The following is a 19,561-nucleotide window of genomic DNA, read 5'->3' as shown; positions in this document are numbered from 1 at the left end:
TGCTGCTTGTTTCACGCGGCGGGTGCGAATCGGTGCACGGTCGCGCGGTCGTCGTGCCCGACTCGGCCCTGCAGTGCCAAGACGTCGAGATGGGCATTGATCTCCATGATCGCGGACAGCTGATGCTCCGCGGGCAATTCCTCCAGCCGCAGCCGGCGGCGGGTCCACGGCAGGGCGGCGGCGATGTCGTGGGCGGTGGTGGCACCCGCGTCGACCCGTTCGCACACCTCGTCGAGACGGTGCCGGTGATGGTCGAGCAGCGCGTCGACCCGCGCGTGGGTACTGCGGGTCACCGGGCCGTGCGACGGCAGCAGCGCGGTGTCGGGCAGTCCGCCGACCAGGCGTAGTGATTGCAGATACGAACGCAACGGGTGCGGTTCGGGTGCTTTCTCGAATCCGATGGACGGGGTGATGTGCGGGAGAATGTGGTCGCCGGAGATCAGGATTCGCGTCTCGGGGTGATGGAATACGACGTGCCCGCGAGTATGCCCGGGTGTCGCGATCACCTCGAGGGCGCCGCGGCGCAGCGCGATCACGTCACCGTTGTCCAGCCAGCCGTCCGGCGCCCCGAACGGGATATCGTCCCACTCCGTCGGACCGTCCCCGCGCGCGATCCGCGATGCGAGTTCCGGTGCCCCGCAACGCGCGAGCAGCGGGGGATGGTTGGGGAAACTGCCCGGTAGCCCGGCGGCCTCGATGCTGTGGCGTTCCTCGCGCCCCGCGAACAGCTTGCAGCCCAGCGTTTCTCGCCACGCGAAGGCCTGGGTGTAGTGGTCGGCGTGATGGTGGGTCGCCAGGCAGAGGGCGATATCGCCGAGCTCGTAGCCCAGCCGGCGCAGCGCCGCGGCGACGGCCTGCTCTGTCTGCGGGGACGCCCACCCGGGGTCGATGAGGATCAGTCCTTCGGGCGATTCCAGCAGATAGGCGTTGACGGCCGCGAGCCCGTCGATCGGCAGAGGTAACGGGATCCGGTGGATGCCGCGCACGACGTGGTGCGGACCGGGTTCGGTCCAGTCGTCGGGCTGGGTCATGATCCTCGTCATGGGCACACCTCTGTCGCGGGAGGTCGATCTACGGCCGACACATACGCCAGCACTCGTACACAATATATTATACGTGGACGAGTGAACGGCGGGCGTGGGGCATCGATGACGCCCGCGAGGCCATGGTCACCTCTGTCGGGAGGAGCGTCAGCGCGCCCGGACCGGGGTGTCGCGCAGCCAGTAGGACACCGCTTCGGCGCGGTTGGCGGCGCCGAGTTTGCGGAGGATGTGGGTCACGTGGGTTTTGACCGTGCCCTCGGAGATGCAGAGTTTGCGGGCGATCAGGCGATTGGGTTCGCCCGCGGCGAGCAGTTCGATGACCTCGACCTCGCGGCTCGACAGCAGCGGGTGGGGCTGGGCCGGTGCCGCGAGTGCCTGCCGGGCGGTGAGCTGCATGCCGGTGAGTTGCTGGAGGCCGCGCTGGAGATCGGCGACGCCTTGCAGTACCCGCACTCGGGCGAGGCTGTGGCTCAGGCCCTCGGCGAACAGGTTCAGCACCGCGCGATCGGCGGCGTCGACCTCGCGGTGGGGCCGGTAGCAGTCGCCGTGCACCATGCCGACGACCTGCCCCTGCACCGTCAGCGGCGCCACGCCGTAGGAGGTGCAGCGCGACATCTTCACCAGGGTGCGCTCGACCCGCGGATTCCGCTGCACGTCCAGGGCCAGCCCGGCGCGCCGGTGCGTGACGATATCGGACTCGATCAGGGTGCCGTCCAGGCGCGGCGGGTTGTCGCGGCCGGCCGCCACCATGTCCGCGGCGAGTTTCGGATCGCCGACCACGCACATGGTTTGCAGCTGCCATGTCGAATTCTCCACCGTGGACAGCAGCACGCGATCGAATCCGAGGGTGCACGCCGCTTCGGGGGCGCCGGTGAACAATTCGTCGACGGTCGTCGCGTCGTGCATGCGAGCCAGCGCCCGGCGGACCCGGCGCAGCAATTCGACTCCCTCGCTGAGCCGGGCCTCGTCGACCTCGCTCTCGGTGTCCCGGATCCGGTTGAGCAGCAGGGTGAGCCGGGTCAGTTGCGCGGGCTGGATATCGGTCGCCCGCAAGAGGTCCGCGACGGTCGCTTCCCAGAGGTAACGCAGCACCTGTTTGGCTGCCGCCGCGCGGGAGAGGTCACGCGCGGGGAATTCCCGGCCGAGTGTGTTGCCGGCATCGGTGACGAGTTCGCGGATCCGGGCGCCGAGATCGCCGTCCAGCGCCACGTCACGGTGCTGTGAATCCCTAGTTGCGGTTGCCACGATCGCTCCAGTGCTTCGGCAGGACAATATATAATGTCTAATTCTAGCGGTAGTGTGGTCATCGATGGCACAGATTCGCGCAACACGGCGGTAGTCGGCCGAAGGTCGTATGCGATTCGGACCGGCGGCGGATGCCGACGGTCCCGATCGACGCCATCGTTGACAGCGGCATCGCAGCCGCGCGGTAGTCGGAAAGGACCTCCCTTCGTGTCGAAAACCATCGTCGAACAATTGGCCGATTTCACCACCGGTGTCGAGTACTCCCGTCTGCCCGCGGAGGTGGTCGTCGAGGCGAAGCGCATCCTGCTCGATTCGATGGGTTGCGCGCTGGGAGCGGTCGACCAGCACAAGGGCAAGATCGGCATCGAGTACGGGCGCCTGGTCGGCGGCTCCGGTGACGCCACGATCATCGGCACCGCCGATCGGGTGTCGATCTTCGGCGCCGCCTTCGCCAACGGCGAATTGATCAATGCCCTCGACTTCGACGCGGTGCTGCCGCCCGGTCATGTGACGCCGTATGTGCTGCCGCAGACCATGGCGGTGGCCGAAAGTCAGCAGCGCTCCGGCCGGGATGTGATCACCGCGATCGCGCTGTCGCACGAGATGTCGTTCCGCTTCTACAAATCCGTCGACTATCTGCGCGATCGCACCGACACCGAGATGAACCTGTCGCCCGTGCTGGGCTACAGCAACACCGTCTTCGGTGCCACCGCGGCCGTCGGCAAGCTCGAGGGCTACTCCGCCGAGGTACTCGCCAACGCCCTCGCGATCGCGGCCAGCACCTCTCCGGTGAATTCGATGCGGTCGTGGCTGGCGCACGCGCCGACGGCGACGATCAAGTACTCGCTGGCCGGCGCGCTCACCAACGCCTCGCTGACCGCGGCCTACATGGCCAAGCTCGGCCACCGCGGTGATCTGCCGGTCCTCGACGACGCCGAACTCGGCTACCGGCGCTTCATCGGCACCCGGCGCTGGGAACCGCAGAACATCACCGCCGGTCTGGGTGAGGACTGGCTGTTCCCCGCGGAGCAGACCTTCAAGCCGTATCCGCACTGCCGGATCCTGCACGCGCCACTGCACGCGCTGACCGAGATCGTGGCGGACAACGATCTGAAACCGGAGGAGATCGAGGCGATCCGGTGCTGGGGTGAGGCGGCGGTCCTGCATCCGCTGTGGCTGAGCAACGTCATCGAGCACACCCACGACGCGCAGTTCAGCATCGCGCACGGACTGGCCGTCGGCGCGCACAACATCACCCCGAGCAAGGCGTGGCACGATCCGGATCTCGTGTTCAGCCGTTCGGTCCTGGACCTGATGGAGCGGGTCACCTTCGAACCGCACCCGGACTATTTCGAGGCGCTGTCGTCGCATCCGTCCGCGCGGCCCGCCCGGATCGAAGTAGATGCCCGCGGAACGACTTTCGTCGCCGACCGGGTGTATCCGAAGGGCAGCCCCACCCCGGACCCCCAGACCCGGATGACCGACGAGGAACTGATCGCCAAGTTCCGGACCAATGCCGAAGGTGTCATCGCCGATGCGCAGATGGACAGCATCGTCGACGCGGTGTTCGCCCTCGAGGACGTCGACGACTTCGCGACGGTCATGCGCCGGCTCGGCACCCGGTGACCGCTATCGGCTGAAGGTCGCAGTCGAATACGACCGGCGACGGATATCGCCTCGGGTGTGCGCTGCGACACACTCGACGACAGCGCACCGCGCAGCGCGACTACCGAGCCGCCCCACCGTGTCCGACGGCGGCTCCATGACTGGACCGGCGTAAGCGACGCTTCGGCCGGTGCGAGGAGAAGAACATGGTCTACCAGGGCAACTATTCGAAGCTGTTCATCGGCGGCCGCTGGGCCGAGCCCACCGCCACCGAGCAGATCGCGGTGATCTCGCCGTATACGGAACAGACTGTGGCCCATGTGCCCAACTCGGCCGCCAGCGATGTCGACCGTGCCGTCGCCGCCGCCCGGCACGCGTTCGACCAGGGACCGTGGCCGCGGATGTCGCTGGCCGAGCGGATCGAGGTATTGACGCGTGTCAGCGCCGGGCTGGGGGAGCGGCAGGAGGAGATCGCCCAGCTGATCACCACGGAGATGGGCAGCCCCATCACCCTGTCGCGCAGCACCCAGTCGCTGGGGGCGAAGCTGCTGCTGGACGCCTTCCTCGAACTGGCACCGAGCTACGAATGGAGCAGCATCCGCCGCTCCGCGACCGGCACCGGCCTGGTGACGCGCGAGCCGATCGGCGTTGTCGCCGCGGTCATTCCGTGGAATATGCCGCTGCAGATCGCCATGCTGAAACTGGGTCCGGCTCTGCTTGCCGGATGCACCGTGGTACTCAAGACCGCGCCCGAGGCGCCGCTGAACGGCTACATCCTCGGTGAGATCCTGCAGGAAGCCGGTTTGCCGGATGGGGTGGTCAATATCCTGCCCGCCGATCGCGGGGTCAGTGAACACCTGGTCACCCATCCCGGGATCGACAAGGTGTCGTTCACCGGATCCACCGCGGCCGGTCGGCGTGTCGCGGAGCTCTGCGGGCGTGACCTGCGGCGCGTCACCCTGGAACTGGGCGGCAAATCCGCGGCGATCGTGCTCGACGACGCGGATCTCGACGTCGCGATCGGGCAGATCCGCAAGCTCTCGATGCGCAACAACGGCCAGGCCTGCAGCAACAAGACCCGGATCGTGGTGGCGCGCTCACGGGAGGCCGAACTCGTCGAGCGGCTGGTCGCGATGGTCGAGTCGATGCCGGTCGGTGATCCGGCCGACGCGGCCACCGAGATCGGTCCCGTGGTCAATTCCCGGCAGCGCGCGATGATCGAGAGCTACCTCGAGATCGGCCGCGACGAGGGTGCGAAGATCGCTGTCGGCGGCGGGCGGCCCGCGGGACTGGACCGGGGATGGTTCGTCGAGCCGACGATCTTCACCGGAGTCCAGGCGGATATGCGCATCGCGCAGGAGGAGATCTTCGGACCGGTGCTGTCGGTGCTGAGTTTCGCCGACGAGGACGAGGCCGTGGCGATCGCCAACAACTCGATGTTCGGTCTCAACGGTTCGGTCTTCGCCGCCGACGACGAGCACGCGCTGGCGGTGGCCCGCCGGATCCGCACGGGGACCGTGGAATTGAACGGCAACGTGGTGGGCTTCCACTCGCCCATCGGCGGCTTCAAATGCAGTGGCATCGGCCGTGAGGCCGGGCTGGAAGGGTTCGACGGATATGTCGAGCCCAAGTCCTACGGCCTGTCGCCCGCCCTGGCGAAATCGCTGTCCTGACACCATCATTCGATCGACCCGGCGTTGGCCGGAGGCAGAGGAGTGCCGATGCGCGGCGTTGTGTTCAACGGTGACCGCAACCTCGAAATCGTCTCGTTCGACGACCCCGAACCGGGGCCCGCGGACGTGGTCGTGCAGATCAAGGCGTCCGGAATGTGCGGTAGCGATCTCCGGTTCTATCGCGCCCCCGCCGGGGAGGCGCTGGCGGCGTTCGGGTTACAGGGCGACGACGCCGGCATCATCGCCGGGCACGAGCCGTGCGGTGTGGTGGTCGCGCTCGGATCCGACGTGGATACGCGTGCGGTGCGCGTCGGCGACCGGGTGATGGTGCACCACTACGACGGGTGCGGATTCTGCGACCGGTGCCGCACCGGATGGACCCAGATGTGCGAACGTGGCGCCAAGATCTTCGGCGCCACGGCACACGGCGGGCACGCCGACTACATCAAAGTGCCTGCGCGAACACTGGTTCCGCTGCCGGACGAACTGAGCTTCGCCGCCGGCGCGGCCATCGCCTGCGGCACCGGAACGGCATTCGGCGGTCTGGTGCGGCTGGATCTCAACGCACGCGACACCATCGCCGTCTTCGGTCAGGGCCCGGTCGGCCAATCCGCGGTGCAGTTGGCCGCGGCGATGGGCGCCGAGGTGATCGCGGTCGACGTCGCGAGCGAAAGAGTCGCCCGGGCACCAGAATTCGGTGCTACTCACGCCATCGACTCCAGTGCCACCGACGCAGTGGAGGCGATTCGCGAGCTGACCCGCGGCAAGGGCGTGAGCTGTGCCCTGGACTGCTCCGGCGCGCCGGCCGCACGTGCCGCGGCCGTCCAGGCCACCGCGCCGTGGGGCCGCGTCGGCTTCGTCGGCGAGGGCGGGCAGGTCACCCTGAACGTCAGCCCCGACATCATCCGCAAACAACTCACCATCATCGGCTCCTACACCTTCTCCGTTGCCGGACAAGGTGATTGCGCCCGCTTCATCGCCGCCCACGGCGTCGACGTCGACAAGGTCTTCACCGACCACTGGACCCTCGACGACGCGAACCGGGCCTACCGCGAATTCGACAAGCAGACCGGGGGCAAGGCCGTCATCGAGTTCTGAGCGACGACGAAGCACCGACAGATACACGCCATTCGCCCCGGCCGCAGGTTCTGCCTGCGGCCGGGGCGAATGGCGTTGTGCCGCAGAGAGAAACCCCTCGCTCCGCCCCGCGCACTCGTACTTCACCGGACGCACGACAGGTGCGGCGGTCGCAACCGCCGCACCTGTCGAGGAACTGTACGCAGGCCGTGCTCAGTACAGCGTGTAACCGCCGTCGGTGGCCAGGGTCACGCCGGTGACGAACGAGGCGGCGTCCGACAGCAACCACATGGCGGCCTCCGCGTGCTCGACGGGCTCGCTGGCGCGACGCAGGGCATGGGTGGCAGCCACCGTGTCGGCGTAGGACGGGTTGCTTTCCAGGTACTCCATGTACATCGGAGTCTTGGCGGTCGACACGCCGATGGCGTTGACCCGGATGCCGTGCTCGCCGTACTCCGCGGCCGCGCCCTTGGTCAGACCGGCGACGGCGTGTTTGGACGCGGTGTATTCCGAAGCCAGCGGAATGTAGATGAAGGCGCCCACGGACGCCGTGTTCACGATGGAGCCACCGCCGGCCTCGATCATCGCCGGGATCTCATGCTTCATGCACAGGAACGGGCCGGTGACGTTGACGGCGAAGATCCGGTCGAAATCCTCCCGGGTGATGTCGACCAGACTCTTGCCGGAGTTGGGGATGCCCGCGTTGTTGAACGCTCCGTCGAGTCGCCCGTAGGCCGAGACGGCCGCCTCGACCATTGCTTTCACCTGTTGTTCGTTCGTCACATCCGTGGTGACGAACTGAGCGGTATATCCCTCGGAGGTCAGTTGTTTCGCCAGTGCTTCGCCTGCCTCGGTGGTGACGTCGGCGATGGTGACCTTGGCGCCGTTCTCGGCGAACAGGCGCGCGGCCGCCTCACCGATGCCGCTGGCGCCGCCCGTCACGATGACGGAGCGTCCGTCGATTCCAGCCATGATTGTTTCTCCTGTCGGATGGTGATGGAACGTCGGCGTCGGTTGCCGACATCGGTGGTGTGCGCCCCGGATGTCCGAGGCACAACGGTGGTGGTCTCCGGGAACGGCCGCGGCCGGCCGCCGGGGCCGGTGCCTACCGGCCCGGCGCGAGGGTGAGGGTCCGCCCATCCGCGACTCGCGTGTCGGTCTGGATGACGGTGGTCTCGTCCGGATCGAGTACGCCGCCGCTGCCGACGTGGTAGCGGCGCAGGATGTTCCGGCCGACCTGTACCGGGTCGGTGCCGAATACCCAGAGCGCGTCGCCGCTCGGCGACATCACCGACGACTCGGACATGGGGCCGAGCGGACCGTTTCCGAACGGAACATCGGGCAGCGGCCGCAGGGCCCCGTCGGGCTGGACGGCATAGGCGCTGACGAAGTTCGAGCCCATATTCGGGACGTATACGTACTCGCTGTCCGGAGTCACACTCATGACGTGCGGCAACAGTCCCGACGGGAACGGTGAACCCGCCACCGGGCTCAGTGTTCCGTCCTCGGCGACGGCGTAGCCCGAGACACTGCCACCGCGTTCGTTCGAGATGTACAGGTGGCGTCCGTCCGGCGTGATCGTCGGATAGATCGGGCCCGAGCCGGTCGAGATTCGCTGCTGGGCAGCGGTGACCGTGCCGTCGTCGTTGATACCGAACCGGATCAGCTGATCCATGAGATAGCTTGCCGCGTACAGCGATCGGCCGTCGGGAGAGACGACGGCCGAGGAGATGCCATCGGTCGGCGCACCGAACGGCACAGTGGGCCCGTTCTGGACCGGGGTGCCGTCGTCGCGGATGGTCAAGGCCATGATCGAGGCGTTCGCCACGCCCATCACGACGTAGGCGCGGTGCCCGTCGCGGGTGAATGCGATGTCGACCGGAATATCGGGCAGTGTCATTCCCGGAAGGGCGGTGAGCCCTCCGTCGTGCCCGATCGCGTAGACGAGCACAGTTCGAGTCGCCCCCGAGGCGACGTACAGGAAACGTCCGTCCGGGGAAGCGACCTGCGGCCAGCTGGCGATGCCGGAGGGTGCCCCCGCGATGGGCTGCGGCGGCGCGGAATCGGTGGCGTTGTAGCCGGCCAGCCCGTCGCTGAGGAAGCCGTGGGCGTACAGGTGATAGGCCGGTGAAGTGGCGGCCGGAGCATCGGCGAAGGCCTCGGCCGGCAACGGGAGTACTACCATGCCCGGCAGCACGATCGCTGCCATGGCCGCCGCCCAGCGTTCCTGCCGGGTCCTGGTCGGGCGCTGCTTCGGGCGGGCGGCGATATCGGTCGCCGGCGCCGGATCACCTGTCGGCTGTGAACCAGATCTCATGGATTCGAAGCTAGGCAGAATTGCCGGTGGTGACTGTCCAGATACTTGGACAGGGGTCCCGATCGAGGGCCCCGTGTCGTAGCGCTCGGTAACCCGGCGGGAGGGTTTGTATCGGCCACCGATGCCGGGTTCCGGCGCGGAGCGCACAGCCCGGCAACGACGTGTAACCCCGGCTCGAACGAGCGGGGTTACACGTCGGCCGCGGCCGTCGCCGTCAGTGCACGGCCGCGAACATCAGCCGCGTCTCGTCCGCTTCCTCCGGGGCGAACTCGGCGGCGATCGTCCCGTTCTTGGCGACCAGGATGCGGTCGGACAGGGCTCGGATCTCGGGCATGTACGAGGAGATGACGACAACCGCGACACCGTCGTCGGCGAGTCCCCGGATCATGGCGTGAATTTCCGGGATGGTCCCGAGGTCCACGCCGCGGGTCGGTTCGTCGATGATGGCGACCAGCGGTTTGCGGGTCAGTCCCTTGGCGAGCACGACCTTCTGCTGGTTACCGCCGCTGAGCTCTTCGAGGGTGGCCCGGTTCGGTTGCAGGGTTCGTACCTGGAACAGTTCGACGAATCGTTGCGCAACGGACTTCTTGGCTCCCGGACGGACCAGGAACGGCAGCCGCGCCGCACTGCACAGATGGCCGAGATAGATGTTGTCGGCGATCGTCAGGTGGCTGAAGAAGCCCGATGCCTTGCGGTCCTCGGTGATGTAGACGACGCCGGCTTTGCGGGCGTGCCGCGGTGTCCGGAAACGCACCTCGCGGCCGTTCAATCTGATTGTGCCGCCGCGCAATCGGCGGCGCTTCATGATGCCGCTGACGATCATCGCGACCTCGCTGCGACCGGCGCCGACCAGACCGTAGATGCCCACGATCTCACCGGCGTAGGCGGAGAACGACATGGTGCGCACCACCGGCAGCAAGGTCACGTCCTCGACCTCGAGGACCGGCGTCGGGTCGGGTTCCCGGCCGGCCGCGACCCGGCCCATTTCGACATTGCGTCCCACCATCATTCGCACCACCTCGTCGTGGCTGAACTCCGGCTCGGACAGCGTGCCCTGCACCTCACCGTCACGCAGGACGGTGATCCGGTCGGCCTGCTCGAACGCCTCGTCGAGCATGTGGGTGATGAAGATGACGCCGATGCCCTTGCGTTTGAGCTGTTGCATGGACATGAACAGTTGCAGCCGTTCCTCCGGGGTCACCGAGGAGGTCGGCTCGTCGAGAATCACCACCTTCGCGTGGCGGTGGACCGCCCGCGCGATCTCGACCATCTGCTTCTGGCCCACGCCGAGCGCGCCCGCCGCCACGTCCGGCCGGATGTGGAAGTTGTGCGATTCCAGCAGTTCTCGGGCCACGATGTTGAGGTGGGCGAGATTGTTGAAGACCTTCTCGTTGCCCATGAACAGGTTCTGCGCCACCGTCATGGTCTCGACCAGCGAACCCTCCTGATACACCATCGAGATTCCGGCTTCCACCGAATCCTTCGGCGCGGTGAAGGTGCGCTCGGCGCCGTCGACTTCCAGGGTGCCGCTGTCGTGGGTGACGGCGCCGGAAATGATCTTCACCATCGTCGATTTGCCGGCGCCGTTCTCGCCCAGCAGGGCGTGGATCTCGCCGGGCCGCACATCGAAATCGACACCGCGCAGTGCGTAGGTGCCGCCGTAACGCTTGCTCACGTTCGACAGCCGGATCACCGGCTCGGCGATGTCGTTGTCCGCGTAAGGCATCCGTCTCACCTCATTCCTTCTCGCCGGACACGTGCAGGAGATTGCCGAACCCGTTGACCGCCACCACGATGCGATCGTCCGACACCGCGACACCGGTCACGCCGTGCCGCGCGCTGTCGACCCGCGCGTGCGCGCTCTCCACCACGCGCCCGGTCCGGTCGATGCGCAGCACCACCCCGCACGAGCGTGCGGGCGCCCACGGTTTGACCACACCGAGGACCCGCAGCTGACCCATCTGCATGGTGTCGGTGTACGGATTGGCGCAGCGCAGTCGCGGCACGAACCAGTCCTCGGGATCGATCCGCGCCACCATCTCCTCGATGACCGCGGGTTCATCGAGCAGCATTTCGGTCACGCGATTGCGGATATAGGGCGCCGCGACCCACCAGCCGTCACCGGCGGCCGCCAGGCGCCCCGGATACACAGGAAGATTGCGAGCGATCGCGCGGGCCGGGCGGGCGAGCGCATTCAGGGACCGCAATTCGATGCGGTGCTCGAAACTGAGCGACACCAGCACCTCGGTGGCCGAGGCCACCTCGATGCCCGACGGCCACCCCAACCCCTGCGCCTCGACCCGCGCCCGCGAGCCGTCGAATCGGACGATGAGGCCGGACCGGTCGCCGCGCACCAAGGCCCGAGACCAGTTGCCCGCCTCGTGGTTTCGGGAACCGACCGTGCCGATCAGCGAACCGTCGGGCAGGACCGCGAGGTCGGTGACGCAGGTGGCGACCACGGGGTCGGTGCACAGGTCGGTCACCGTCCCCGACATGTCCACCGCGACGAGCCCGGTGCCCTCGACGGCGGCGATCACCGCGCTGCCCCGGCAGACGAGCGCGCCGACCGGTCCCGGCAGTTCGGCGAGGATGCGGACCTCGCCGTCGCGCAGCGAGAACAGGGAGTTGCCGCTGCCGAACAGCACCGCACCGGATGCGGCGACGACCACGGCGTCGGGTGCGTAGACGTCGTTCGCCAGCAGTTCCCGCGCCTCGTCCAGTCGCCGGTTGGGCCGCAGGCCGGCATCCATCGGCGGGACGGTGCGGTGCTTGCCCCACGCGGGGTTGATCCATTCGGCGAGTGTGGCGATCGTGCGGTTCACAGGATCACCCCGGCGGGTGTGCGAGTCGTATCCGCCAGTCCCGGAACGCGATGGGGATCGATGGATCCGATTTCGTCCGGCAGCAACGGAAGCCGGCCGATGCGGTTGTTGCTGACACCGCACAGATACAGGTGGCCGGCGTGTTCCTTGACCGAGGTCACCATCGGGTAGTTCTCCATCGTCTCGTCCCACAGCACCTGCAGGATCTGCCCGCGATCGTCGAACTTGATCACGCACGACATGTTCAGCTGCGGAACGACCCAGTTGTCCAGCGACACTTCACGAGTCATGCGCCGTCGCACGCCTGGATATTTGCGCAGCAGATCCGACATCGGGGTGCGCATGGCGCACAGCGGCAGCCAGTAGTTGCCGTCCGAAGAGCGATTCAGGTTGTCCGGGTAGCCGGGCAGGTTCTCCAGCACCGGCTCGAGCTGCCCCTGTTTCGGTCCGGCGATCCACAACCGATCCACCCGGCACAGTCCGGTGCTGACGATCAGAATCGACTGGCCGTCGTGGGAGGTGCAGATCCCGTTGGGGAATACGTGATTGGACACGACGACCTCGGTGCTGCCGTCCGGATCGACCCGCACCACGCGGCCGTTGTGGCGGAACTCCACCAGCTCGATGAGGAAGTCCGCGGTGTTGTTGCGGGTGGAGAAGTCCGAGGCGTAGATCGAGCCGTCGGGGGCGACATCGAGATCGTCGATGGCGCGCAGTCCGGAATCGTCGAGCAGGGACAGCGGGCTGCGTGTGACCTTGTTGGCCAGCAGTTCCGACTCCCCGTCCGGCGAGACCCGGTAAATGCCCATACCGCCGACCGCGACCACCAGCTGCCCGTCCCGATCGAAGACGTGTCCGCAGGGGAAACCGCCGGTGCGTGAGAAGATTTCGCCTTCGGTACGGTCGGGTGCGAATTTCCACACCCAGCCGCGCTGGTCACCGCAGAAGACATTGCCGTCACCGTCGACGGCGCAATCCTCGGCGCCGCGAATCTGCCCGAGACCGATCGGCGGGGCGTCGGTCAGGCGGCTGTTGAGGTTCCAGACACTGCCGGGAGTGGTGATATCGGTCAGCGGCGGCAGCTCCAGTTTCGCCGGGTCGATTTTGAGCTTCTCGACCGTGCGCTGGCGATACTTACCCCATTTCAGGTCGAGGATCGTGAACAGCAGCAGCACCGCCGCGAGGATCACCGTGTAGTAGGACCCCTGTGCGCCCTCGGCGATGGTGGCCTGCTGGATGATCGCCACCACGAGGACACCGACCGTCGCCCGCAACACCGAACCGCGGCCACCCTTGAGGCTCACACCACCGAGCACCACCGCGGTCAAAGCGATGATCTCCCAGCCGTTTCCGACGTTGGGATCGGTGCGCCCGAGCCGGGCGGCGGTGAGCAGACCCGACAGGCCCGCGAGCGCACCGGAGAGCACATAGATCCAGAAGGTGGTGGCGTCGACCGGGATACCGTTGCGGCGCGCGGAGCGCCGATCCGAGCCGACCGCGGTGACCCACCAGCCCCAGCGGGAACGGGTCAGGCCCAGGTGCACGACGATCAACACCACCAGGAAGATGAACCACTCCGCCGGAATTCCCGCGATCTTGCCGAAACTCAGGAAATCCCAGACGATGTCGGGTTTGGCGAGGCCGATCTTCGTGCTGTAGGCACTCTGCAGCGCGGACGCCGCACCACCGAAGGCGATCAGCGTCACCAGGGTGGTGATGAACGGCCGCATCTTCAGGCGCGCGATGAGGAAGCCGTTGATCGCGCCGAGCGCGGCCCCGATCACGACCGCCGCGGGCACCACGACCAGCATCGGCCAGTTCCACACACGGTCGGCGACCATCGCGCCGAGGGAGGCGACCCCGACGATGGAGCCGACCGACAGGTCGATGCCGCCGCCGACCAGCACCACCGTCAAACCGATGGCGAGCAACCCGTATTCGGTCGCCTGGTCCAGGATGAGGGGAGTGTTGTCGGCGCCGACCCGGGTGGTGGACAGCACGACGGCGCACAGGATCAGCGCCAGTCCCAGCGGAACCGCGCCCTCCATCCAGCGCTTCTCGAACAGCTCCGACAGCGTGCGGTAGCGCGCGATGCGGTCGGACCACCTCCCGCCGGTGAGCGGGAAGGCGTCCACCCCTCGGGACAGATACTTGATTCCGAGCCGCCCCCGCGTCAATGTCTTGGAAAGCTGTGCGGGCGGCGGGTTTTCGACGAGTGCGTGTGCTGTCATGCTCACTGGCCCTTGTAGCAGGCGATGGAGACGTCGTCGACGTTGTTCTTGTCGACCATCGCGTCGGAGACGAAGGACACGGTGTGGTTGCCGCCGGGTTTGACACCGGACTGGATCAGCTGCTGGGTCGCGACCGCCGCCGCCTCACCGATACCCTGCACGTCGTAGGCGACCGAGGCGGTGACCAGGCCCTGCTTCAGCGCATCACACCAGCTCTTGTCGGCGTCGAAAGTGTAGGTACCCACCGAATCCGGCGCCACCTGGCCGCGGCCGACGGCGTTGGCGACGGTCTGGCCGACGGTGACCGCGTTGACATCGTAGGTCACCAGGAAGCCGCACAACTTGCCCTGCGACTGCTGCAGCATCGACTCCGCCGCCTGCTGCGCGACCGCGTTCTGGAACTGAGAATGGGCGACGGTCACTTTGTATCCGAGCGGATCGAGCACATCGTGGATGCCCTGGTTCCACTGGATCGAGGCCGGGTCGTTACCGGGCCCGTCGATCACCGCGACCTGTTTCGGGGCGTTGCGGTGGCCGCAGTCGTCGGCGGCGCGCTGGGCGATCGCGCGGGCGGCGTGCGCGACGTCGACGCCGATGAACGCGTCTCCCAGGCGGGTCGACATCATGTTCAGCACGACGGTGTAGATGCCGGCGCGCTCGGCCTGCTGGATCGCGTTGTCGAGCAGACCGAGGTCCTGATTCTGCAGGACGAGGACGTCGGCGGCCTTGCGGGCGATCAGGTCGTTGATGGTGCTGATCATCCGGTCGCTGGAGAAGTTGGAGTCGTAGACCTGGAAGTCGGCGCCCAGGTTCCCGAAGGAACGCTGCATCGTCGCGCCCCAGTTCTCGGTCAGCGCATAGCCTTTGTAGAGAATCGGGACGAAGGCGATCTTCTTGCCCTTCATCACGTCGTGGGCCTTCTGCACCGCGGCGTTCATGTCCACATTCGCGCCGAAGGCCTGATCGCCGGAGGCGGCCCCGCCGGAACTGGCGCCGCTGTCGACCGAACATCCGGCGACGGCGAATGCCGCCAGGGCGGCCATCACGAGGGCCAGTATCTTCTTTCGGTTCATCGTCGAACGCTCCTGCTGTGTGATTGGTCGGATAGGAAAACGCTTGTGGGGGAGGGCATTACAATTCGCCCGACTTCTCGGTCTCGACATTGCGCGGATGCAGCCAGGCGTCGAAGGCGATCGCGGCGATCAGGACCGCGCCGCGGATCAGGTCCTGTACGGCCGTGGTCAGCCCGTGCAGCACCAGCAGGTTGTTGAGGACGCCGACGAACAGCGAACCCGCGAGCACGCCGAGAATCGTGCCGCGACCGCCCGACAGCGACACCCCGCCGATCACGGCGACGGTCAACGCGGTGAACAGAATCGGATCGAACGAGCTCACCGTGGTCTGCACGCTGCCTTGAATCGACACCGTGACATAGCCGGCCAGAACCGCCAGCAGAGCGGCGATCACGTACGTCAGCACCTGCAGCGGGCGCACCGGCGCACCGGTTGCGCGGGCGGTGTCGAAGTTGTCGCCCATGGCGCGGATCAGCCGTCCCGGCGAGGTGTAGGAGATGAACAGCCAGGCCAGCAGGAATACCGCGGCGGCCACGAGTACCGGACGCGGAACGCCCAGCACCGATCCGTTGCTCAGCGCCGCGATCCACGATCCGCCGGGCACGTTGTAGACGTTGCTGCTCAGGAACAGGATGTCGACGCCGCCGATGGCGAGCATGCCCGTAGCCAGGGTCGCGAACAGCGCCGGCACCTCGAAGTAGGCGATCAGCACGCCGTTGAGCACGCCGACCAGCAGCGCCAGCCCGGCCATCAACAGGATCGCTCTGCCTTCCGGCATACCGCGATTCATGAACGCCAGCGTCGCCTGCGCGGATCCCAGCCCGATCCCGGCCACCGACAGGTCGATCCCTTTGCCGAGGATGACCACGGCCTCACCGACGGCCAGGATGCCGAAGGCCGCCGACAGGCTCGCGATGCTGGTGAAGTTGTTCAGCGACAGGAAGTTCGGTGTGGTTAGCCCGCCCACGAGGCAGACCAGTACCGTGATGCCGAGCACCAGGTAGCCCTGTTCGACCCGCGCGATCCGGGCCCGGGGCGAGATGTGTACGCGAGTGTCCAGCGTGGCCGTGGTCATCGTCGACCACGCCCGTCGCTGTTGTGTGATGGCTCCATCGCCGCTCCTCGTCAGTCATGTGATGTGGCTGACACTGTGTCCCAGGGCACAGAGCGACGGCATCCGACGCCGGTCGGATTCGACTACGACGTTCGGATGATCGGCCGGCGGTGGCTGCGGGCGATGAGGGCCGAGCGCAGATACCACAGGCCGGTGGAGCGCGATACGTCCAAACCGGTGAGCTGAGCGATGCGTTTGAGCCGGTAGTCGACCGAATTCGGGTGCAGGTGCAGACGATTGGCGGTGCGTTTGCGGCTCTGGTCGTTGGCGATGAAACACCGCAGCGTGCTCAGCAATTCGGGGTGATCGTCGAGGGGATCCAGCAGGGCGGTCAACTGGTCGAGACCGGGGCCGGGCCGGGTGAGCTGATATTCCAGCGCCAGGTCGTCGAAGCGATGCAATCCGGTCATGCCGAGGCGGGCAGCCAGGTCGAGCAGTTCGTGGGCGCGATCGGCGGCCGCGGGAATGCCTGTGGTCTCGGCTCGGGTGACCGCCGCGGCGATCGGTACGCCCGCCGTCCGGGCGAGGTCGGCGACGAGGAGGTCGAGACCGGCATCCTCGGCGAGCGAGGCGGGTATCAGCACGGTCCCCCCGTCGAGCGACAGGACGTCCAATGCGGCGCCGTCGAATCGGTCGGCGAGTTCGGCTCGCACCCTTCGCAGGGGCGCGAGGGCGAGGACATCGGAGTCGGCGCGGAAGGCCGGCGAATCCGGGAATCGCAGAACGGTCACTGCCAGCACCCAATACTCGTCCGCGATGTCGATGCCGCCGTGGCGGATCAGTGCCGAGGTCGGCCGTCCTTCCAGCAGGGCGGTCGCCAGGGCGCGCGCCGCGTGCTGGTGGTCGGCGGTGTGGAGGTGACTGGCGTAGGCTCCGGCGACCGTCGAGGTGATCGTGTTCAGCAGGTCCAGCACGACGTCGCCGTCGATCGGGCGGCGACGGATGCCGGCCGGGCCGATCCGGGTCACGGCGCTGCGCCGCACGAGATCGAGGGCCAGGCGGACACCGTCGTGGACCAGCCGCAGGATCGTATCGATGGGTATTCCGTCGCGTGCCCAGCACGACGCCTCGTGCTGAAGCCGCTGCAGGTGTTCGGGGCGTTCCTGTCCGGCCAGTATGCACATCGACAGTTCGAGGCATTCCTGCACGGCGCGGGTCAGGTTGTGGCCCTCGGCCGCCCGTCGATCGAGGTGGTGCGAGCTGGTGTGCGGATCCGCGGCGCGGGTCGGGCGGGTAAGTTGTCTTTGCGGCACTGCTCCTCCTAACCGGAGTTGATTCCCGGAATCCGGCGTGGGACCGCCGTCGGGGGCGTTGGTGCGCAGTGGTGAGTTTCGGGCATCGAAATCTCCTCCGTCGATTCCGGTATTCGGGTCGAAATGCGGACTCGGTGTGCGCGGGGACCGTAGACTCCGCTGACGCGTAGCGCCCTGATCGTTCGAGCTACCCGAGACTACGGACGCCGCCGATCGCGCAGTGTTCAAGTATTTGGACACCCCGCCGGAGGATGGTGTCGGTGCCGGTCACCGCCCGGTTTCTCGAAGGGGGTGTGACTTGCATCATTTCGTGCATAAAATATAATGCTCCTCACATATTCACTGCTCGTCATGCCAGCGAGGAGCCAGCAGGGTAGGCGAGTACGGCGAGACAAGGTGGTGTCGCGTGCCTTCGATATCGGCGCATCCCGGCATGAGACCGGCACGACCCGAAATCGCGTCGGCGTGGTTACGATCCCGGCTCAACGGCATCGACGAACATGTCACGCCCCGCTTCGATCCGGACGCGATCGCCGTCGACTCCGGCCTGACCCGTGCGGCGCGGCCGGTGCTCGAGCGCGCCACGGCCGAACTGGAGGGCACCTCGGTCACACTCTTGCTCGCCGACCACTCCGCCCGCGTGGTGGATATCCAGTGCGCGGACCGGTCCACGTTGCGCGGAGTGGCCGACCTCGGCGTGGTACCGGGGATCCGGCTCGCCGAGGACGAGGTCGGCGCCAACGCCGTGGGCACCCCCATCGAGACCCGGCAGGGCCTGCTCGTGGAAGGTCCCGAACACTTCATGGCGGCCTTCCAGGGGTTCACCTGTTACGGGCATCCGATCGTCAATCCGGTCACCCGCCGGCTCGAGGGCGTCCTCGACATCAGCGGCCGCGCCGGCGACGACCACCGGCTGTTCCCGCCCTTCGCCCGGCGCGTGGTGCGCGATATCGAAGACCGCCTCCAGCTGGACGCCTCACAGTCGCAGCGGCAGCTTCTGAACGCCTTCCAAGCAGCGGCGACCCGTCGGAAACGGGCGGTTGTCGCGGTCGGCCACGGCCTCGTCCTGGCCACCCCCGCCGCACTGGATCTGCTCGAACCCGCCGACCACGCGGCCGTGCGGATGTGCGTGGAGGGCACCCGGTTCGCCGGTGAGGCGACCCACCGCCTCACCCTCGCCTCCGGGCAGACGGTTCGGCTGCGCTGTGTGCCGGTCGACGACGACCACGGGGTGCTGGTCGATATTCTCCCGGATCAGGAGACTCGTCGCGGCGAGCGTCCCGCCACGCGCACGCCGGCCTGGCCGCTGCTGGTGGTCGGCGAATTGGGTAGCGGCCGCACCGCCGCCGCCCGGCAGGCCGCGGGGCCCGAGGCGACGGAACTCGACGCCACCGAAATCGTGCGGGTGGGTGAACAGGCCTGGGCCGCAGACGCCGAACTCGTCCTCGACAAGGCGGGACCGGCGGCCGTCGTGGAGAACATCCAACTGCTGTCGGAACAGATGACGACGCTGCTGGCCCGGTATCTGCGCAGCGCGCGGCGCAACGTCGTACTGACCTCGACGCCGGGTGAGCACCTCGACAGCGTGCACGCGCCACTCGCGGTGCTGTGCAACGACCGGAACGATCTGCTGCCGCTGCGCCGCCGCCGCCACGAAATCCCCCAGCTGGCGCAGCACATGCTCGCCGAGGTGAATCCGGGCGGGCATACCCGGCTGACTGCCGAGACGCTGCGCATCCTGGCCGAACAACCGTGGCCGGGCAACCTCGCGGAGCTGCGGCGAGTGATCGCGGCCGTCGCCGACCTGCGCTCGGCGGGCGACATCATCCCCTCGGATCTGCCGGCCTCGCACCGCGGTCGTCCCGCACCGGCCTCGCCGTTCCGGCAGGCCGAGCGGGAGGTCATCGTCGCGGCTCTGGAAGCAGCCGGCGGCAACCGGCTCCAGGCCGCGCGGGCCCTGGGAGTCAGCCGCTCCACCCTCTACAACCGGTTGCGGGCGTTGCACATCGACTGAATCCCGGTGAGTGTCCAAAACTTTGGACACTCACCGGCCGGATGCATCTCTACTGTGGGGCGGGCGCCGAATCGAGATGCGAAAAGAATTGCGC

Annotated in this window: 14 protein-coding genes; 4 read left to right on the top strand and 10 right to left on the bottom strand. The window is 67.5% G+C overall.

From position 1 onward, the window contains the following. Nucleotides 1-11: 11 nt before the first annotated feature. Nucleotides 12-1,043 carry an MBL fold metallo-hydrolase gene (locus tag NMI01S_RS12525; protein ID WP_062996758.1) on the bottom strand — a complete coding sequence of 344 codons (1,032 nt, stop codon included), beginning with the start codon at nucleotides 1,041-1,043 and terminating at the stop codon, nucleotides 12-14. Nucleotides 1,044-1,190: 147 nt separating this feature from the next. Beyond that, a complete protein-coding gene (locus NMI01S_RS12520) occupies nucleotides 1,191-2,288 on the bottom strand; it encodes a response regulator transcription factor (protein WP_157126149.1) in 1,098 nt (365 codons plus the stop codon). A 207-nt stretch (nucleotides 2,289-2,495) separates the two neighbouring features. Here NMI01S_RS12520 and NMI01S_RS12515 point away from each other — a divergent pair, with 207 nt between their 5' ends. The 3 genes from NMI01S_RS12515 (at nucleotide 2,496) to NMI01S_RS12505 (ending at nucleotide 6,664) form a co-directional block, all read left to right on the top strand. After that, nucleotides 2,496-3,914, top strand: a complete 1,419-nt coding sequence (locus NMI01S_RS12515) for an MmgE/PrpD family protein (protein WP_062996754.1) — start codon at nucleotides 2,496-2,498, stop codon at nucleotides 3,912-3,914. Between the two features lie 185 nt (nucleotides 3,915-4,099). Next, nucleotides 4,100-5,566 carry an aldehyde dehydrogenase gene (locus NMI01S_RS12510; protein ID WP_062996752.1) on the top strand — a complete coding sequence of 489 codons (1,467 nt, stop codon included), beginning with the start codon at nucleotides 4,100-4,102 and terminating at the stop codon, nucleotides 5,564-5,566. Nucleotides 5,567-5,614: 48 nt separating this feature from the next. Further along, nucleotides 5,615-6,664, top strand: coding sequence for a zinc-dependent alcohol dehydrogenase family protein (locus NMI01S_RS12505; protein ID WP_062996750.1), 1,050 nt, complete (start codon nucleotides 5,615-5,617; stop codon nucleotides 6,662-6,664). Nucleotides 6,665-6,856: 192 nt separating this feature from the next. Here the strand turns inward: NMI01S_RS12505 and NMI01S_RS12500 are convergent, their stop codons facing one another. The 8 genes from NMI01S_RS12500 to NMI01S_RS12465 all read right to left on the bottom strand — a co-directional run bounded on the left by NMI01S_RS12500 (nucleotide 6,857) and on the right by NMI01S_RS12465 (nucleotide 17,453). Next, on the bottom strand, nucleotides 6,857-7,615 hold the full coding sequence (locus tag NMI01S_RS12500) for an SDR family NAD(P)-dependent oxidoreductase (RefSeq protein ID WP_062996748.1): 759 nt from the start codon (nucleotides 7,613-7,615) through the stop codon (nucleotides 6,857-6,859). A 133-nt stretch (nucleotides 7,616-7,748) separates the two neighbouring features. Then, complete coding sequence (locus NMI01S_RS12495; protein WP_062996746.1) at nucleotides 7,749-8,960, bottom strand: lactonase family protein; 1,212 nt, start codon at nucleotides 8,958-8,960, stop codon at nucleotides 7,749-7,751. A 214-nt stretch (nucleotides 8,961-9,174) separates the two neighbouring features. Next, on the bottom strand, nucleotides 9,175-10,686 hold the full coding sequence (locus NMI01S_RS12490; RefSeq protein ID WP_062996741.1) for a sugar ABC transporter ATP-binding protein: 1,512 nt from the start codon (nucleotides 10,684-10,686) through the stop codon (nucleotides 9,175-9,177). Nucleotides 10,687-10,696: 10 nt separating this feature from the next. After that, complete coding sequence (locus NMI01S_RS12485; protein ID WP_062996739.1) at nucleotides 10,697-11,782, bottom strand: hypothetical protein; 1,086 nt, start codon at nucleotides 11,780-11,782, stop codon at nucleotides 10,697-10,699. Next, the gene (locus NMI01S_RS12480) at nucleotides 11,779-14,013 is read right to left on the bottom strand and encodes an ABC transporter permease (protein ID WP_084512888.1); all 2,235 of its coding nucleotides are present in this window, start codon (nucleotides 14,011-14,013) and stop codon (nucleotides 11,779-11,781) included. Before NMI01S_RS12480 ends, NMI01S_RS12485 begins: the two co-directional genes overlap by 4 nt. Nucleotides 14,014-14,015: 2 nt before the next feature. Continuing rightward, the gene (locus NMI01S_RS12475; protein WP_062996735.1) at nucleotides 14,016-15,086 is read right to left on the bottom strand and encodes a sugar ABC transporter substrate-binding protein; all 1,071 of its coding nucleotides are present in this window, start codon (nucleotides 15,084-15,086) and stop codon (nucleotides 14,016-14,018) included. Nucleotides 15,087-15,144: 58 nt separating this feature from the next. Beyond that, nucleotides 15,145-16,161 (bottom strand): ABC transporter permease, encoded by a 1,017-nt coding sequence (locus NMI01S_RS12470; RefSeq protein WP_062996733.1) that lies wholly within the window; start codon nucleotides 16,159-16,161, stop codon nucleotides 15,145-15,147. 122 nt (nucleotides 16,162-16,283) lie between these two features. Beyond that, on the bottom strand, nucleotides 16,284-17,453 hold the full coding sequence (locus NMI01S_RS12465) for a PucR family transcriptional regulator (protein WP_157126148.1): 1,170 nt from the start codon (nucleotides 17,451-17,453) through the stop codon (nucleotides 16,284-16,286). 433 nt (nucleotides 17,454-17,886) lie between these two features. On the opposite strand from NMI01S_RS12465, the gene NMI01S_RS12460 reads away from it, so the two are divergent. Next, nucleotides 17,887-19,467 carry a sigma-54-dependent Fis family transcriptional regulator gene (locus tag NMI01S_RS12460; RefSeq protein ID WP_084512886.1) on the top strand — a complete coding sequence of 527 codons (1,581 nt, stop codon included), beginning with the start codon at nucleotides 17,887-17,889 and terminating at the stop codon, nucleotides 19,465-19,467. Nucleotides 19,468-19,561 lie beyond the last annotated feature (94 nt).

Origin of the sequence: Nocardia mikamii NBRC 108933 (assembly GCF_001613505.1) — a bacterium.
GTDB classification, from domain to species: Bacteria; Actinomycetota; Actinomycetes; order Mycobacteriales; family Mycobacteriaceae; genus Nocardia; species Nocardia mikamii.
This window is presented reverse-complemented; position numbering and strand designations above follow the sequence as displayed.

Coding starts and splice junctions, on each gene's coding strand:
- NMI01S_RS12480 (WP_084512888.1), bottom strand. CDS start 14,013: ATGACAGCACACGCACTCGTCGAAAACCCGCCGCCCGCACAGCTTTCC.
- NMI01S_RS12525 (WP_062996758.1), bottom strand. CDS start 1,043: ATGACGAGGATCATGACCCAGCCCGACGACTGGACCGAACCCGGTCCG.
- NMI01S_RS12500 (WP_062996748.1), bottom strand. CDS start 7,615: ATGGCTGGAATCGACGGACGCTCCGTCATCGTGACGGGCGGCGCCAGC.
- NMI01S_RS12510 (WP_062996752.1), top strand. CDS start 4,100: ATGGTCTACCAGGGCAACTATTCGAAGCTGTTCATCGGCGGCCGCTGG.
- NMI01S_RS12505 (WP_062996750.1), top strand. CDS start 5,615: ATGCGCGGCGTTGTGTTCAACGGTGACCGCAACCTCGAAATCGTCTCG.
- NMI01S_RS12495 (WP_062996746.1), bottom strand. CDS start 8,960: ATGAGATCTGGTTCACAGCCGACAGGTGATCCGGCGCCGGCGACCGAT.
- NMI01S_RS12490 (WP_062996741.1), bottom strand. CDS start 10,686: ATGCCTTACGCGGACAACGACATCGCCGAGCCGGTGATCCGGCTGTCG.
- NMI01S_RS12475 (WP_062996735.1), bottom strand. CDS start 15,086: ATGAACCGAAAGAAGATACTGGCCCTCGTGATGGCCGCCCTGGCGGCA.
- NMI01S_RS12460 (WP_084512886.1), top strand. CDS start 17,887: ATGAGACCGGCACGACCCGAAATCGCGTCGGCGTGGTTACGATCCCGG.
- NMI01S_RS12470 (WP_062996733.1), bottom strand. CDS start 16,161: ATGACCACGGCCACGCTGGACACTCGCGTACACATCTCGCCCCGGGCC.